Annotated in this window: 13 protein-coding genes, 1 tRNA gene and 1 pseudogene; 7 read left to right on the forward strand and 8 right to left on the reverse strand. The window is 55.2% G+C overall.

Annotated elements, in window-relative coordinates; translation table 11 throughout:
* Positions 1–71: 71 nt before the first annotated feature.
* Entirely contained in the window at positions 72–596 is a 525-nt protein-coding gene (locus G9Q73_RS09205) for a type 2 periplasmic-binding domain-containing protein (protein WP_177419523.1), read from the reverse strand.
* Positions 597–706: 110 nt separating this feature from the next.
* Positions 707–3,772, reverse strand: a complete 3,066-nt coding sequence (locus G9Q73_RS09210; RefSeq protein ID WP_177419524.1) for a methyl-accepting chemotaxis protein — start codon at positions 3,770–3,772, stop codon at positions 707–709.
* A gap of 145 nt (positions 3,773–3,917) precedes the next feature.
* On the opposite strand from G9Q73_RS09210, the gene G9Q73_RS09215 reads away from it, so the two are divergent.
* Positions 3,918–4,190 (forward strand): type II toxin-antitoxin system HicA family toxin, encoded by a 273-nt coding sequence (locus G9Q73_RS09215; RefSeq protein WP_177419525.1) that lies wholly within the window; start codon positions 3,918–3,920, stop codon positions 4,188–4,190.
* Positions 4,191–4,219: 29 nt separating this feature from the next.
* Here G9Q73_RS09215 and G9Q73_RS09220 read toward each other — a convergent pair whose 3' ends face one another.
* From G9Q73_RS09220 to G9Q73_RS09230, 3 genes are all read right to left on the reverse strand, one after another.
* Complete coding sequence (locus tag G9Q73_RS09220) at positions 4,220–4,510, reverse strand: type II toxin-antitoxin system RelE family toxin (protein ID WP_177419526.1); 291 nt, start codon at positions 4,508–4,510, stop codon at positions 4,220–4,222.
* Positions 4,500–4,754 (reverse strand): type II toxin-antitoxin system Phd/YefM family antitoxin, encoded by a 255-nt coding sequence (locus tag G9Q73_RS09225; protein WP_177419527.1) that lies wholly within the window; start codon positions 4,752–4,754, stop codon positions 4,500–4,502. The genes G9Q73_RS09220 and G9Q73_RS09225 overlap by 11 nt, the downstream gene beginning before the upstream one ends.
* Before the next feature lie 693 nt (positions 4,755–5,447).
* Positions 5,448–5,524: transfer RNA gene (locus G9Q73_RS09230), tRNA-Arg, on the reverse strand.
* A gap of 147 nt (positions 5,525–5,671) precedes the next feature.
* Here G9Q73_RS09230 and G9Q73_RS20180 point away from each other — a divergent pair.
* The gene (locus G9Q73_RS20180) at positions 5,672–6,169 is read left to right on the forward strand and encodes a c-type cytochrome (RefSeq protein WP_369408866.1); all 498 of its coding nucleotides are present in this window, start codon (positions 5,672–5,674) and stop codon (positions 6,167–6,169) included.
* 61 nt (positions 6,170–6,230) lie between these two features.
* Here the strand turns inward: G9Q73_RS20180 and rep are convergent, their stop codons facing one another.
* Positions 6,231–8,237, reverse strand: a complete 2,007-nt coding sequence (rep, locus tag G9Q73_RS09240; RefSeq protein WP_177419528.1) for a DNA helicase Rep — start codon at positions 8,235–8,237, stop codon at positions 6,231–6,233.
* A gap of 142 nt (positions 8,238–8,379) precedes the next feature.
* On the opposite strand from rep, the pseudogene G9Q73_RS09245 reads away from it, so the two are divergent.
* The 5 genes and pseudogenes from G9Q73_RS09245 to G9Q73_RS09265 all read left to right on the forward strand — a co-directional run bounded on the left by G9Q73_RS09245 (position 8,380) and on the right by G9Q73_RS09265 (position 15,208).
* Positions 8,380–9,106, forward strand: a pseudogene (locus G9Q73_RS09245) (LOG family protein).
* 18 nt (positions 9,107–9,124) lie between these two features.
* The gene (locus G9Q73_RS09250) at positions 9,125–9,457 is read left to right on the forward strand and encodes a DUF2782 domain-containing protein (protein WP_177419529.1); all 333 of its coding nucleotides are present in this window, start codon (positions 9,125–9,127) and stop codon (positions 9,455–9,457) included.
* 41 nt (positions 9,458–9,498) lie between these two features.
* Positions 9,499–10,038 (forward strand): TRAP transporter small permease subunit, encoded by a 540-nt coding sequence (locus G9Q73_RS09255; protein ID WP_177419530.1) that lies wholly within the window; start codon positions 9,499–9,501, stop codon positions 10,036–10,038.
* Complete coding sequence (locus tag G9Q73_RS09260) at positions 10,035–11,420, forward strand: TRAP transporter large permease (protein ID WP_177419531.1); 1,386 nt, start codon at positions 10,035–10,037, stop codon at positions 11,418–11,420. Before G9Q73_RS09255 ends, G9Q73_RS09260 begins: the two co-directional genes overlap by 4 nt.
* Before the next feature lie 473 nt (positions 11,421–11,893).
* Entirely contained in the window at positions 11,894–15,208 is a 3,315-nt protein-coding gene (locus G9Q73_RS09265) for an SdrD B-like domain-containing protein (RefSeq protein ID WP_177419532.1), read from the forward strand.
* Positions 15,209–15,377: 169 nt separating this feature from the next.
* On the opposite strand, the gene G9Q73_RS09270 is transcribed toward G9Q73_RS09265, so the two are convergent.
* The gene (locus G9Q73_RS09270) at positions 15,378–15,716 is read right to left on the reverse strand and encodes a hypothetical protein (RefSeq protein WP_177419533.1); all 339 of its coding nucleotides are present in this window, start codon (positions 15,714–15,716) and stop codon (positions 15,378–15,380) included.
* Between the two features lie 77 nt (positions 15,717–15,793).
* Positions 15,794–16,402, reverse strand: coding sequence for an RdgB/HAM1 family non-canonical purine NTP pyrophosphatase (rdgB, locus tag G9Q73_RS09275; RefSeq protein WP_177419534.1), 609 nt, complete (start codon positions 16,400–16,402; stop codon positions 15,794–15,796).
* Between the last annotated feature and the right edge of the window lie 58 nt (positions 16,403–16,460).

Genomic DNA, 16,460 nt, shown 5'->3' on the forward strand with positions numbered 1-16,460 from the left:
TTGTTGTGCTTCGTTCAGTTACGTATTGCTCTTGAGGAAGGCCAGACAGTCAGCCAAATAAGCGCCCCCGTTCATAGATCACCCGGAGCAGCAATCTTTCTGTCGGGAGAGACCACCGCAGTCCCAGAATACTCAGCGCCAGCCATCACTTTTCTGGAACACGCGGTAGTGGCGGATGCAGGTTTGACGATATAGGGCTTGATCATCAGATCTTGACCTCCAGCTCTTTCCAGTTCTTGAGTCTTCCCGTAACCATCTCTGAGTTGCGTTTTGGAGAGCCGGGTCACCGGGTTACGAATATTGACCACTGCGGCAATAGCGTCTTTGCCGATCATCACCGCATGAACGCCCTGCTCCAGCGCACTGGGGTCGACCATGCGGGCGACTCCACCCAGCTCACACGTATCCCAGGTGGCACACTGCTCGCCACCCAGGCTTTCGCTATCATCATTTATCTTGAATGAGGATCCCACGTAGATCTTGTCGGCATCGGATATGAATTTTCCGATCGTGGAGGAACCTTCGTAGTTGATGGTGCCTGCCATAACGAAAAAGCTGGCGAATAACCCAATTAACGCTAACAATCCTCTTTTCATCTTGTCCTCTCCGCGCATAAATCGCGTTATATTCCCAGAAATCTTAGGAGGTGTATCGGCTATACCCACCATAACTTTAGGGACAAATACAGCGTGATCACACTAGCGGATTATTTCCCAGGCAGGGTGAAATTGCTTACCAGCTCCACCAGCCGCTTGGCTTGGTCATCGAGGGATTGACTGGCCGCCGAAGTCTCCTCACTCAGCGCCGCATTCTGTTGCGTGCTGTCGTCCAGCTGGATGACTGCCTGGTTTACCTGCCGAATGCCCTCCGCCTGCTCCGAACTGGCAGCTGCAATCTCAGAGACCACATCACCGACCTTTGTCATGGCGTCAATCATCTCTCTCAGGGTCTCCCCTGATTTGTTGACCAGATCGGAGCCTGTCGCCACTTTTTCTTCACTGTCCTTGATCAACGTCTTTATCTCCCCGGCAGCAGTGGCACTGCGTTGCGCCAGGTTTCTCACCTCGGCCGCCACCACGGCAAAACCACGCCCCTTTTCTCCTGCACGCGCCGCCTCCACCGAAGCGTTGAGTGCCAGTAGATTGGTCTGGAAGGCGATCTCATCGATAACCCCAATGATGTTGGCGATCTTACTGCTTGACTGGCTGATCTCTTCCATCGCCTGGACAGTCTGGGTCACCACCACGCCACCCTGTTCTCCGACACTCCTGCCCGCAATTGCCAATTGATTGGCGACAGAGGCGTTTTCTGCATTTTGCTGTACCGTGCTGGTCAACTCCTCCATGCTGGCAGCAGTCTCTTCCAGGCTTGAAGCCTGTGTCTCTGCACGCCGGGACATCTCCGTGCTACCGGAGGCAATCTCAGAGGTGGATTGGGTGATGGCGTCGGCGGAGGATTGAATCTCCTGAACCATGTTTCTGAGCTTGTCCACCGTCCGGTTTGCCGCTTCAGACAAACGCCCAAAAGCCCCCTCACTCTCTTCACTGAGTTTACGGGTCAGATCACCATCGGAAAGAGAACCGAGGACCGCTTCCATCTCTGAAACACTCTCAGCTACAACTTGGGTAAGTCTGTTGATACCTGTACCAAGGCTCCTCATGAATCCATGCTTGCCTTCAAGATCGATGTGCTGTTGTAGCTCTCCCTGCACCACGCCTTCCACCACAGCGGCCACTTCCTCTTCAACCTGAACCTGTTCGGTAACATCACTCCATTCGGTCGCAGTACCCTGTCGCTCCCCCTCATCATCCATGACCGGGCTGCTTGCAATATCAAAGATGCGACTGCCGAGGTTGATCCGGGATCGGTCTGTAGTGGTCAACTGGTCAAGTAACTGGCGTTGCTGCTCAGGATGTTTGTGGAAGCGGTCGATACTTGTGCCAATGATAGCCTCGGCGGAAAAATCAGAGATCTCCGTCAGGATCTCCTTCTCAATATCATGGAACAGTTTCTGCGCAGCTCTGTTGATGTAGATGATGTTGTGATCCCTGTCCGCAACCATCACGCTGCTGGAGACATTGTCTAGCGCCGTCTGGATCCGCAGGGCCTCGTCTGCCCGGCGTTCGGCCTCTGTGATATCGAAGCCGAGCTTGATCTGCATCGCCTTCAGGCCGCGCAGCACATTGCTGATCTCATCTTCCGATGTCGGTTCAATCCTGTTGTGATATTCACCGGAACTGATACGGCGAAATATCTTCAGCGTCTCCTGGAGTGGAATGGCCACACTTCTGCGCAGCAGGATATAGCTGATGAGGATTGTGGCAAGCACGATGAACAGCGCTGCACCCACTGCGAAATATACAACCTTCATTGCCTCCTGTTCACGCAAACTCAGGCCCGCATAGATCTGCTCGACGCCGATATCGAACAGTTGCAAAAGACCATCTATTCCCTGCACCGATCGGTTGGAGAAATCCTCCGGCGTGACGCCGGACTCCTCTCCGGTCAACACCTTGTTCGCCATGAGCTCCTGCATTGCCGGCAGGAGTCCGGAGGAGGCGTATTTGTACTCACCAAAAGGTGACGTTGTTTTCTCTTCCAACCCGGGGGTGTTCGCTGTCGTCTCCTCCAGCAATCTTCTGGAACGCTCATCCAGGATCGTCAAACTGTAAAAAGTATTGGTCAGTCCGGATTCACTCTCTTCATCCAACTCCCCACTTGCCTGCAGTGCCGTTACGATGGATTGAGATTGACTTAGAAAATCCGCCATCTGCGGCAGCAGTTCGATGAGCAGGATGCTCCAATTCTGCGTGTTCACATTTGGATCCTGCTTCAGCCCGGAATGCTTGCCCAGCAGGCGGAACATCTGCATCAGGTCAGACTGAAGTTCAGTATGCAGGAAGACATTCTCGGCCGGGCCATGATCTCTATACCCTTCGCGAATCTCTTCCCAGTAACTTTCGAGCCCCTCCAGATTTTCCTCCAACTGGAAGCGGTTCTGATGTTGCCCCACAAGTTGCCGGATCCTGACGAGATCATCCGAAATCTGATTACCCAGCGCATCAAGGCCCTCACCGGTCCCACCATCGCCAGCCAGCAACGCAGTACTTTGGCTGCGGTGGTCCGCGATGTGGCGCAGGGTCTGCTTCAGGTACGTCAGGTGTTCCACGCCGAGCTGTTCCGTCTCCACAACTTGCAGCCCCTGCCATCTGTCCAGAATCAAAACGGAAGCAAACAGGATCACCGCAATAACGGGAATGGCCGAAACCACCATCAGCTTCTTCAAAATACTAAAGCGGCGAAACAGGTTGAGCCGATCACGCCAGGGTGAGCGGATTACACTACCCTCGCGCAGGCCGACCTTGCCTTCCGCCGCCAATTTGTAGACGGTTTCCGCTGCCGAGATCTGCTCGCGGCTGGGTTTGTTGCGTACCGAAAGATAACCGGCAATCTCACCCGCTTCAAAAATGGGTGCCACGTTGGCTTCCACCCAGTAGAAGTCACCGTTTTTACAACGGTTTTTTACAATTCCCGTCCAGGGACGCCCCGCCTTGAGGGTCTGCCACAGATCCCCGAACGCGCCAGCAGGCACATCCGGATGGCGCACGATGTTGTGATTTTTCCCAATCATCTCAGCTTCAGTGAAGCCACTGATATCGATAAAATCCTGGTTGGCAAAGGTGATGATTCCCTTCAAATCTGTCTTGGAGACGATCGTCTGACCGTCTCGCATGACCTGCTCGTTATCAGTAACTGGAAGATTGACCTTCATGCGACGCTTCTTTTTAGTAAAAACCGGACAACTGAGGGGTTTAGCGTCAATAGGGGGGGGAACTTGAGACCTTCTCGATATTTGACAGCGTGTTTCGTGTCACCAAGTCAGCGCAACAACCCACACTGTTTTATACTCACTCGCTATGAGTCAAAAACATTCACGCATTCTGCATGCGATTCTCCAGGGGCCTGCCGGCGGCAATATCCATTGGCGGGATATTGAATCACTGCTGCGACATCTTGGAGCCGACATCCAGGCAGGCCACGGTGCACGCATGCGAATTATCCTGAATGGAGTGGAAGGCACTTTGCATCGTCCCCACCACAGCAGCACATACAGCAAGCAGGATATCCACCACCTGCGTGACTACCTCATCTCTGCTGGCATGGATATGTCAGCTTTGAATAATGAATAATCCGGGGCAGACTTGTTTGTGATTAGTCATCATTCGACAAGTCTACTCTTTGCGGCTTTGTAGGCCCGGTTTCTCTCGCGTTTGCCCACGGAGAGGACAAGGACAACGACATCTCCCTGATCTACGTGATAGACCAGCCGGTAACCTGAGCCACGCTGTTTGATCTTGTAACAATCTGGCATTCCAGACAGTCTGGCGGCAGGGCGGATAGGGCTTTCGAGGACTTTCTCAAGTTTGTTTTTGAGTGGCCTCCGAATGCTTTGATCGAGAGCGTGCCACTCGGCCAGCGCCTCTGGCATGAATCTTAGTTCATAGGTCATCCAACGAAACCGCAATGGCCTCATCAGCACGACTCAAGCGCTCACGGGCGATGGTAGCAAGTTCGATATCGTCCAGGCGCCCCACCATCTCTTCAAAGAGTTCGGCTGGTACGCAATAGAACTCGGGTGTATCGCGGTTGAGCACAGCCACAGGCCCACCGTGCCCCGCCGAGACAAACTTGGAGGGATTGCGCTTTAGTTCAGAAATTGAGCCGACAACATCGGCAAAAATTGCGTGTGGCATGATTTCGCCTTTTGGCTAAAGAGTCTTCGAAAGAAGTGTAGAAGGGATCACTAAAGAGGTCAATAAAGAGGTCGCTAAAGGGCGCTTTAAAGCGGTCTTAAGCGGTCTTAAGCGGAGTTTAGTCACCGGTAACTGGTTTTTCTGGCTCATCTTTCGGTTTTTGGGTGACAGGATTGTAGCGCCAGAACGGATCGCGCAATTTTGAGTTTTTCCAGATTGGCTCTTCATTGGCGGCAAGGTAGTCCTCAAAATCCTGATTGCGCCGATAGCACCTGGGGAGCTACGTATCTCCTCATGAACCGTCTGATGCCAAGAAAAGACTTACCAGATCCTTGCATCATTTCGGCTGCAACCCGACCGAGGCTCCAACCGGGCAGATGGCTGGGGTTTATTTTGGCGTCCAACAAAAAGTTCCCAAGTCATCAATTTAGATGACTGAGATGAGCACGCAAGTGAATAGTACGGAAAACGACGCGGCAGCAGCTTAGTAAGGTGCACTGTGTTCCCAGCCCCATCACGGTGTGGAATCAAAGCGATTTAGGGGGATCTTGAGTTAAAACACTAGACATTAGGAAGGCATTAGGAAGGCATTAGGAAGGCATTAGGAAGGCATTAGACTGTCGCATCCTATTAACAGTCATTATTAATTCCGGGAACTTTCCATGTAACGAATTGTTTTTTTATAAACAAAAATGGCGCGCCCGACAGGAGTTGAACCTGTGACCACCGCCTTCGGAGGGCGGTACTCTATCCAGCTGAGCTACGGGCGCGAAGATCGCGTATTTTACCCGCCCCCCAAGTGTGCGTCTATGCCGGTTCGCGCTTTTCTCTTCCTGCCTGTATAATCCGCTGATTTACTAATACTGGGCTCGCGACAGCGGACCATTGATTGAATCCTTTTGTGGAGGAAGATGCCTGTGAATAAGTTTGCCGCCCCTATGAGTATTGCGCTGGCTGGCGCCATGGCCCTGGTTTCCGCGAACCAGGTAATGGCTGATGACCGTGATGATGTGCTGTCCCGGATCAAGCCGGTCGGTACAGTTGCCATTGAGGGACAGCCTGCACCGGCTGCTGCCTCAGCTCCAGTCGCTGCTGCTCCGGCGGCTACACCAGCTCCTGCTGCCCCGGCACCCGCCCCAGTAGCGGCTCCCGCACCGGCTGCCGGTGGATCTGAGGGCGCCGCTCTCTATGCCGCCAAAGGCTGTGCAGGCTGTCATGGGGCAGATGGCAAAACGACCATAATGCCGATCTACCCCACGCTGGCCGGACAGAGTCCTGCCTACCTCGTAGCGCAGATGAAGGACATCAAGAACGGCGCCCGTAACAACGGCCAGTCGATCATCATGAAGGGAATCATTGCAGGTGTCTCTGATACCGAAATAGAGACCATTGCAGATTGGCTGAGCAATCAGTAAGCCTGACTTAGCTAGCACACAAGGGCTCGGAGTCAAATTTGACTCCGAGCCCCTTTCTGACTCACGAGAGCATCGACTTGAGATTGGCCAGATGTGCGCTGCCGCGCTCCTGCTTCTCCTCTTTCGACAGCTTGCTCTTCTTGCCCTCCCACACCAGATCGTCTTCCGGCAGTTCCTGCAGAAAACGGCTGGGTTCGCAACGGATGATCTCTCCGAAGCGTTTGCGTTTCGCCGCATAGGTCATGGTCAGACTGCGCTGGGCGCGGGTGATGCCGACGTAGGCGAGACGCCGCTCCTCTTCGATGTTCTCATCCTCGATGCTGGTACGGTGGGGCAGCAGCTCCTCCTCCATGCCGACCAGAAAGACGTGAGGGAACTCCAGCCCCTTGGCCGCGTGCAGCGTCATCAGATGGACCTGCTCACCCACCTCCTCTTCATTCTGGCGCTCCAGCACATCCATCAGGGTCAGATGGTTGACCATCTCCGCCAGGGTCTTCTCCTGCAGCTCGCCATTCTGCAGGGCATTGAGCCACTCCAGCAGATCGTTGACGTTACCCATGCGCCTTTCACTCACCGCATCACTGCTGCTGTTCTCCCGCACCCAATCCTCGTACTGAATTTCCAGGATCAGACTGCGAATCACCTTCACCGGGTTTTCGTTTTCGGCACGACGGGCAAAGTGATCGATCATCTGCGAGAAGCGTTGCAGACGTTCCAGCGGCCGGCTCGAAAGCTGGGTCTGCAAACCCAGTTCATCACAGGCGGCCAACATACCGACCTCCCGCTGCTGGGCGTAACCACCCAACTTTTCCAGGGTGGAGGGACCTATCTCCCGGCGCGGCGTGTTGACGATACGCAGAAAGGCGGTGTCGTCATCCGGATTCGCCAGCAGCCGCAGATAGGCCATCGCATCCTTCACCTCGGTACGGGAGAAGAAGGAGGTGCCACCACTGAGAAAATAGGGGATGTTGTGGGTGCGCAGCGCTTTTTCAAAGACACGCGCCTGGTGGTTGCCACGATAGAGAATCGCGTAGTCGCCATAGTTGCAGCGGCTGGTGAATTTGTGGTGCAGGATCTCAGAAACCACTCGTTCAGCTTCATGCTCCTCACTGCGGCACTCCAGTACCCGCAGCGGGTCTCCCGGTCCCAGCTCACACCAGAGCCGCTTCTCGAAGACGTGGGGATTATTGGCGATCAGATGGTTCGCCGCCTTCAGGATGCGGCCGCTGGAGCGGTAGTTCTGTTCCAGCTTGGTGACCTTGAGGATCGGAAAATCCGCCTTCAACTGCGCCAGGTTCTCCGGCCGGGCACCACGCCAGGCGTAAATCGACTGGTCATCATCGCCAACCACAGTGAACCTCGCCCGCACACCCACCAACTGTTTGACCAGCTCATACTGGGCCAGATTGGTGTCCTGATACTCGTCCACCAGCAGATAGCGGATGCGGTTCTGCCACTCGTCAAGGGCATCCGGATGATCCCGGAAAAGCTGTACCGGCAACAGGATCAAGTCATCGAAATCAACTGCGTTATAGGCCTTTAGATGACGCTGATACTCGGCAAAGAGCCGCGCATTGCCTGCTTCCAGGTCGTCTTCCGCCTGACTGAGCGCGGCTTCCGAACTGACCAGATCATTCTTCCAGTCCGAGATACGCCACTGGGCGCTGGAGACCACCGCCTCGTCACCGCTGTTCTGACGCTTCAGCAGATCCTTGAGCAGGGTGGCGCTGTCCTGATCGTCGAAGATGGAGAAGCCGGGTTTGTAACCGAGCCGCTTCAGCTCCCGGCGCAGTATATTCAGTCCCAAGGTATGGAAGGTGGAGATGTTCACCCCGCTGCCCGCTTTACCGCCCAACTGCTTGCCCACACGCGCTTTCATCTCCCGCGCCGCCTTGTTGGTGAAGGTGACGGCGGTGATGTTGCGCAGATTGTAGCCGCACTGCTCCACCAGGTGTGCGATCTTGGTGGTGATCACCCGGGTCTTGCCACTGCCCGCTCCGGCGAGCACCAGCAGGGGACCGTCGACATATCGAACGGCATCACGTTGGCCGGGGTTCAGGTCAGACATCTTGTTGCCAGGAAGTTTAGCGCTGTGTGGGCGAGAAGAGTACGCAGAGCATTTTGCCATTGCAACCATTCAAGCATCTGTTTCGTGGCCTTGATATGATGGATGCGTCCCTCCTTTCCACTATCTAGATATCGAGCAAGTCATGAGCATCCAGATCAAAGACCGGCGTTCCACGACCCGGCCACTGGCGGAAAAACAGCTGACCCGTGAATCCTGGCGGGTTTTTCAAATCATGGCCGAATTCGTGGAAGGATTCGAGCAGTTGGGACAGATCCGGCCCTCGGTGAGTTTCTTCGGCTCCGCCCGGACCCCCCCGCAGCCACCCGAACTATGCCCTGGCGGAAGAGATTGCACGACGCCTCTCCGACAGCGGCTTCTCGGTAGTCAGCGGTGGCGGCCCCGGCATCATGGAGGCAGCCAACAAAGGGGCTTTCGAGGGGAAATCAACCAGTATCGGCCTGAACATCCAGCTTCCGATGGAGCAGGTGGGCAACCCCTATCAGGATATCTCCCTCAACTTCAAACACTTTTTCTCCAGAAAGGTGATGTTCGTAAAATACGCTTCCGCCTATGTGGTCATGCCCGGCGGCTTCGGCACCCTGGATGAGATGGCGGAGATCCTGACCCTGGTGCAGACCCGCAAGACCAGGGAGATCCCGATTATCCTGGTGGATGACAAATTCTGGCGGGGTTTGCTGGATTGGTTCCGCGGCTCACTTTGTGAAGCCGGTACCATTTCACCCTCCGACCTCGATCTGGTGCAGGTCTGTAACGAGCCGCAAGAGGTGGTGGATGCTATCTTTGCGCACTACGAGAGCCGTGGCTTCGAACCTTCAGCGGAAGAGCAGGAGATGCTGCTTGAACTTTAGGCTCCTTAGGAGATGACAATGAATAAACTGCTGGCGCTACTCTTTGCAGGCTCGAGCGTTTTTTCCATCCAGTCAATGGCCGCAGAACCCTCTGCTGCACCTGAACCACCAGATATCCCACCGCCTGTTGTCAGTGGTGAGACCCTGGAGCCGGAAGTCACCATCATCAAGCAGGAGGAGGGCACCCTCTACGAATACCGGGTCAACGGTCTGCTCTATATGGTCAAGGTCGTGCCTCAGTTTGGCCCACCCTACTATATGCTCGACAGGGACGGCGACGGGGAATTCGACTCACGGGGCAGTGATCCCACCAATGTCTCCGTACCTCAGTGGGTGCTGTTTCGCTGGTAACGCCCTGCCCGTACAATCGCAACCCTCTGCCGCTGTAACCTATGAATGAACAACTGGAGCGACTGGCCGCGGCTATCGAAAACACCAACGACTGGCTGGGAAGACAGGTCTCCTGGCTCAGCCTGTTGATGGTACTGGTCACTTTCGCCATCGTCGTCCTGCGGTACGTCTTCGACCTGGGCTGGATCTGGCTGCAGGAGTCGGTGACCTACATGCATGCCACCCTGTTTCTGGTGGGCGCCGCCTATACCCTGAAACATCAGGGCCACGTACGGGTCGACATCTTCTACCACCGATTTCCCCCACGCACACGCGCCTGGGTAGACCTGTTCGGCAGCCTGCTACTGCTGCTGCCGGTCTGTTTCATGATCTTCCATCTGAGCGCGGGGTATGTCGTCCAATCCTGGGAGTTCTGGGAAGGTTCCCGCGAGGCGGGTGGTCTCGATGGCGTATTCTTGCTCAAAAGCCTGATTCTGCTCATGGCCGTGACCCTCGGTCTGCAGGGGTTGGCCCAGGCCATCCACTGTTATCTCGGACTGAATGGCCACCGGACACTGAGCGGGGATCAGAGGCAATCATGAGCGCCGAATTTATCCCTCTGCTGCTATTCTTCGCCGTCTGCCTGGTACTGCTGCTGGGTTATCCCGTCGCTTTCTCCCTGGGCGGCACTGCGCTGGCCTTTGCCTGGTTCGGCACTTTGACCGGTCACTTCGACGATGCCTTTCTGTCGGCCCTGCCCAACAGGCTCTACGGCATCATGACCAACCAAACCCTGATCGCCGTACCCTTGTTCATCTTCATGGGGGTGATGCTGGAACGCTCCCGCGTGGCAGAGAATCTGCTCGACACCATGGCGTCCCTGTTCGGACCCATGCGGGGTGGACTGGGCATATCTGTCACCCTGGTGGGCATGCTGCTGGCCGCCAGCACCGGCATCGTCGGCGCAACCGTGGTGACCATGGGACTGCTCTCCCTGCCCACCATGCTGAAACGCAACTACGACCCCGGCGTCTCCAGCGGCATTATCTGCGCCGCAGGTACATTGGGGCAGATCATTCCACCCTCCATCGTCCTGGTACTGCTGGGAGACGTACTCTCCGCCGCCTATCAACAGGCGCAACTGGATATGGGCATATTCTCACCGGACACGGTCTCTGTCGGGGATCTGTTTCTCGGCGCACTGATCCCCGGCCTGATGCTCGTGGCGCTCTACCTCGCCTATCTGGGGGGTGTCGCCATCTTCAAACCTGATGCGGTGCCGGCAATCCCTGAGGCAGAGCGGGAAAAGGATCTGCGAACCCTCTTGATCCGCGTCCTGAAGGTGCTGGTACCGCCGCTATTGTTGATCGTTGCGGTACTGGGTTCGATTCTCGGCGGACTGGCGACCCCCACCGAGGCCGCCTCGGTCGGCGCCGTGGGCGCCATGCTCCTTGCCTTCAGCCAGAAACAGCTGAACCTGACCACCCTCAAGGCAGTCATGACCGGCACCACCAGGATCACCAGCATGGTGTTCCTGATCTTCATCGGCGCCTCGCTATTTTCGCTGGTATTCCGTGGTTTCGGCGGCGATGAGGTGGTCACCGATCTGCTGACCGGGCTGCCCGGCGGCGTCTTCGGGGCCATGCTGGTGGTGATGCTGGTGATGTTTCTGCTCGGCTTCATCCTGGACTTTATCGAGATCACCTTCGTGGTGGTCCCGATCGTCGGCCCCATCCTGCTGGCCATGGGTCTCGACCCGGTCTGGTTGGGGGTGATGATCGCCATCAATCTGCAGACCTCCTTTCTCACCCCGCCCTTCGGTTTCGCCCTCTTCTACCTCCGTGGCGTTGCTCCGCCTGAAGTCACCACCGGGGCTATCTATCGCGGCGTCGCACCTTTCATCCTGATCCAGTTGCTGATGCTGGAACTGCTCTCTCTCTGGCCACAGATGGCGACTTGGCTGCCCGGTATCGTCTATCAATAAGGTGTCCCTTTCCTGAAGCATCAGGCCAGATCTGTCTGCAACTGTGTAGACGCCAGATAGTGTCGGATTTTTTTACACCATCCACAGAACCAAATTCCCGCCACGATTAGACACAAATACCCTTTAAAAACAACTGATTACACGAAAATAATTCCTTTTTCTGTAAACATCCTCAAACACCGTGACGATTTGTGAAATTAATGACTATTTTAGATACTTTAATTCTTTCAATCGTTATATTTCCCTCAGGTAATCGAAATAGCCTGCTGATAATTCGATAAACAGCTTCGCTACCACTGTCGAAAAATCTTACACAAGGTCCAATCGCTGTCTCAATGGCACCCAATAACGTGACGGATTTCTCAATATTTTCAATCAGTAAACATCAACAAGCACAACACCATTATAAATGGCGCGATTGTTGCGGACAGAACCACAGACACAATGTCGCACTTCTTACAAGAGGGAGAACTATGCACATCAGTACAGTGGACAGACCCATATCCATGGGCAGACCAAAGAAAAATACACTGACCAAGGGTATGGGGCTGATCGCCGCCATGCTCATGCTCTTCGGAATCAATGAGGCACACGCAACGGGGCCTGGCCTCAGCGCTGTTATTGCCATGGGCTGTGATTCATACACCATCGGCGTTAAAGGCGATGGGGATCAGACCGTCACCTATACTTCTTCCCTGGAATCCCTCTCTGGAGGGGCACCTGTCGCCCTTGATGGTTCCTTCTATATGGAACCCGGGCCCCGAAGCGTACTGCGCACCTATACGGTTACAATCGATCCGCCACTAACCGGCTCATACCAATTCAACGGTGCGCCAGGTTACGAAGCCGGTTCTGCGACATTCTCTGCATACGGTGAAGTCATTAACACCCTGCCAATAACATCCTCTCTGCCCAATCTCACGCTGAATTGCGACATTGAACCGGCATCCATTGGCGACCGCGTTTGGTACGATGACGACGGCGACGGCATACAGAGCGGCTCCGAAATCGACGCGGACGACATGGTCGCCAGACTCTATGACTGCGATGGAAACACCCTTCGCGATCCCTTCGGCAACTATTACATCGACTACACCGACATAAACGGCAACTACCTCTTCGATGGTCTGCTGCCTGGCTGTTACCACGTCAAGTTCTACCATAACACCACGTATAATAGCCTGCCGGATGGCTACGAATTCAGCCCACTGGACCAGGGCGGTTCTGAGGCGCTGGATAACGATGCCCATTCAAATGGCTGGACCTCAGCTATCCAACTGGCCTCCGGCGAGCATAACCGCGATGTCGATGCAGGCGTCTACATGCCCATTGTGACAACCGCCAAACTTGGTGACCGTGTCTTCAGCGATCTGGATGGCGATGGTATCCAGGATCCGAACGAAAACGGAATCGAGAACGTCCAGGTTGTCCTGTATGACTGTGCCGATGACAGCCAGGTTGCAACCACCTCGACAGATACCAGCGGCATGTATCTGTTTGATGCGCTTGCAGCAGGCAGCTACAAGGTTGAATTCCTCTCGGCTACCGGTCGCTTCAGCCCCATTGATCAAGGCACCGATGACACCAGTGACAGTGATGCCAATCCTCTGAACGGCATGACTCAGTGTGTCGACCTGGCAACCGGCGAATCCAACATCACCATTGATGCAGGAATCTATGAGACTGTCTCGCTCGGCGACTATGTCTGGTTCGACGACAACCGCAACGGCGTTCAGGAAGGTACGGAGTATGGCGTTGATGACGTAACCGTCACGCTTACTGACTGCAGCATTCCGCCCAATTCAGTGCTCGATTCCGACGGCAATGTTGTTGTAGTGACTTCCACACTCAACGGCGCTTATCAGTTCGATAATCTGCTGCCCGGCTGCTATGTGGTGACTTTCGATAACCTGCCGACTGGTTTCAACTTCAGCCCGGCCAACTCAGGCGGCGACGACACTATAGACAGTGACGCCAACACTGCAACCGGTCGCAGTCATGATGTTATTCTGGAATCTGGTGATAGCGACAACACCATTGACGCCGGTATCAACTATCCGCCGAGTGCCCGTATTGGTGACCGAGTCTTTGAAGACCTGAACACCAACGGCATTCAGGATGCAGGCGAACCCGGTATCCCCGGCGTGCCAGTTGAGCTGCTCGACTGCAATGGCACCAGTGTAACAACCACTGTAACCGGTCCAGATGGCAACTATCTGTTCACCAGCCTGGATGCAGGGGGTTATGTCGTACGTTTCACTCAGATGAACGGCCACTTCTTCACCGCTGCAAACGCAGGTGCTGATGATGCGGTAGACAGCGATGCGGACACGACCACTGGTGAGAGCGCATGCACCACCGTTGCCGTGGACGAAGTCAACCTGACCATCGATGCCGGTATGTTTCGCCTCGCATCCCTGGGTGACTATGTCTGGAACGACAGCAACATGGATGGCGTACAGGATATCGGCGAAGCAGGTATCCCGAACGTCCGCGTCTCCCTGACCAGCGACTGCAACAACGACGGCAGCATCGACTCTGTTGATGAAACCATCACTGATGCAAACGGTGCTTACGGCTTCATCGCTCTGTGCCCTGGATCTCACACGGTTGACATCGACCCGGCTACCCTGCCGGCCGGTATGATCCAGAGCTACGATCCGGATTCCGTACTCGACGGCATGGCGGATACCATCCTCATCTCCGGTGGTTCCGACCTCACGCTCGACTTCGGCTACTACGAAGATCTGCCTGTCGTCTGCAGTGTCTGCGATGGAAAGGTGACCGAACTGACCCTCAAGTACAATGGAGCTACTGCTGGCTACGTTGAAGTCTCACAGAAGAAGGGCGGCATTGTCTTCTTCGGTATGGTTCTGCCTGGTGAGACCTTCTCCTTCAGCGGCACCGACAAGAAGGGAACCCTGGGCACTGAGATTACCATCACAGTTGATGGTGCTCTTGATGCCAAGATCCACACCAGCTGCTCCAAGCCGATTGGCCCTGGCTTGATTGCCGGTAGCTTTGAGGTCATTGAAGGCGTCAGCCGTAACGGCGGCAATCTCTGCCCCGTTGATGGTGCCCCGCCACCACCCGCTACCTGTGATTGCGATGGCAAAGTGGTTAACCTGACCCTCAAGTACAATGGAGCTACTCCTGGCTACGTTGAAGTCTCACAGAAGAAGGGCGGCATTGTCTTCTCCGGCATGGTTCAACCTGGTGAGGAGTTCTCCTTCAGCGGCACCGACAAGAAGGGTACCCTGGGCACCGAGATCAGCATCACAGTTGATGGCAGTCTCGACACCAAGATTCACACCAGCTGCTCCAAGCCTATCGGCCCCGGCCTGATTGCCGGTATTTTCGAGGTGATCAGTGGCACCAGCCGCAACGGCGGAGAGCTCTGCCCTGTTGATGGCGGCACTAACCCACCCCCGACACCCGTGGATTGCGGCAAGTGCGACGGTAAGGTGACCGAACTGACCCTCCAGTACAACGGATCCGCAACCATCGACGTGACGGTTGTGCAGAAGAAGGACGGTGACACCGTATTCTCCGGCACCGTTGCACCGGGTGAGTCCTTTTCGTTCATCGGCACCGACAAGAAAGGCACCTTGAGTACGGAAATCTCACTCTTCGTTGATGGCCAGCTATACACCAAGATCCATACTAGTTGCTCTCAACCGATTGGACCTGGAATGGTGTTGGGTGACTTTACCGTTGCCAGCGGCAAAAGCCGGAACGGTGGAGTGCTCCCTATCTACAACAGCAACACCTGCCCGACACAGCCATAAGGCTCATCACAGTAAAGACGATGGGATGCACTAAGGACGCAAAGAATAGCGGCCGCTGAATAAGGACTTTCAACAAAAAAGCCCGCGGAAACGCGGGCTTTTTTGTTGCCGATTTTTTGCTTCAGATGTCTGTAAGGCGGTCTGGAACCTCTAGCCGATCTGCCTCACATCAACTCAGCATCACTCTGCCCGCCACCGGTGAAATGGGACGCTGCAACGGTGCGGTAACGACCTTGAACAGGCGGTGTTCAGGGGTTCTGAACATCACTCCCATCCCCGTTGGATTGGAGTGAATGACGACTGCAGGCACCCGCCAATTTTCACCCTCCAGCGTAAATGCCAGATCAAGTTCGGCGCCGATCCCCTCGGGTGCCGTCTCGATCTCCATGTGCACCCCTTCAGGTGAGATATTTCTGATCAGGGCAGGAACACAACCCCCTGTTTTGTATCGCAGTTCAACCTGAAAAGCGGCCACATGCCTCTCAGTCACCCTCGTTTTTTTTTGCATATTGATATCCTTTCTGCGAAAAACACCCACTCGTTTCAAGGTTGTCGGCACTCCAGCCGGTTTCTTTAGATAAATTTCTATTCAGTCAGAGCTGCAAGCAACTTATGCAGTGCCTGGCCACGATGACTGAGGCTGTTCTTCACTTCCGCCGGAAGTTCTGCTGAGGTGCAGTTGTGAGTGGGAACATAGAAGACCGGGTCGTAGCCGAAGCCATTGTCACCCCTGGCCTCAAAGAGCACCCGGCCCTCCCAGGTTCCCTGACAGATGATTGGGGTGGGATCCTCTGCATGGCGCATATAGACCAGAAGGCACTGGAAGCGGGCGGTACGCGCCTCCTCCGGCACATCCTTCAGGCTCTCCAGCAGCTTCTCCAGATTTGCCTGGTCCGATGCACCCTCCCCCGCATAACGGGCGGAGTAGATGCCCGGTGCACCCTTGAGTGCATCGACTTCGATACCCGAGTCATCAGCAATGGCGGGCAGTCCGCTCAGGCTCGATGCATGTCTGGCCTTTTTGATCGCATTTTCGACGAAGCTGAGACCGTCCTCCACTGCGTCAGGGATATCGAATTCGCGCTGTGGCACCACCTCGATATGCCCAGCGGCGAGCAATTGGTTGATCTCACGCACCTTGCCGGCATTATTACTGGCAAGAACGATTTGCTCTCCGGTGTGACGGCTGGTCATGCTCTCTTTCCTGAAATTGAGTTGTGGAGTGGTGCCCCGCCACGATTTACCTGTCTAC

The organism is endosymbiont of Lamellibrachia barhami, from assembly GCF_011947365.2.
In the GTDB taxonomy this organism is placed as follows: domain Bacteria; phylum Pseudomonadota; class Gammaproteobacteria; order Chromatiales; family Chromatiaceae; genus QGON01.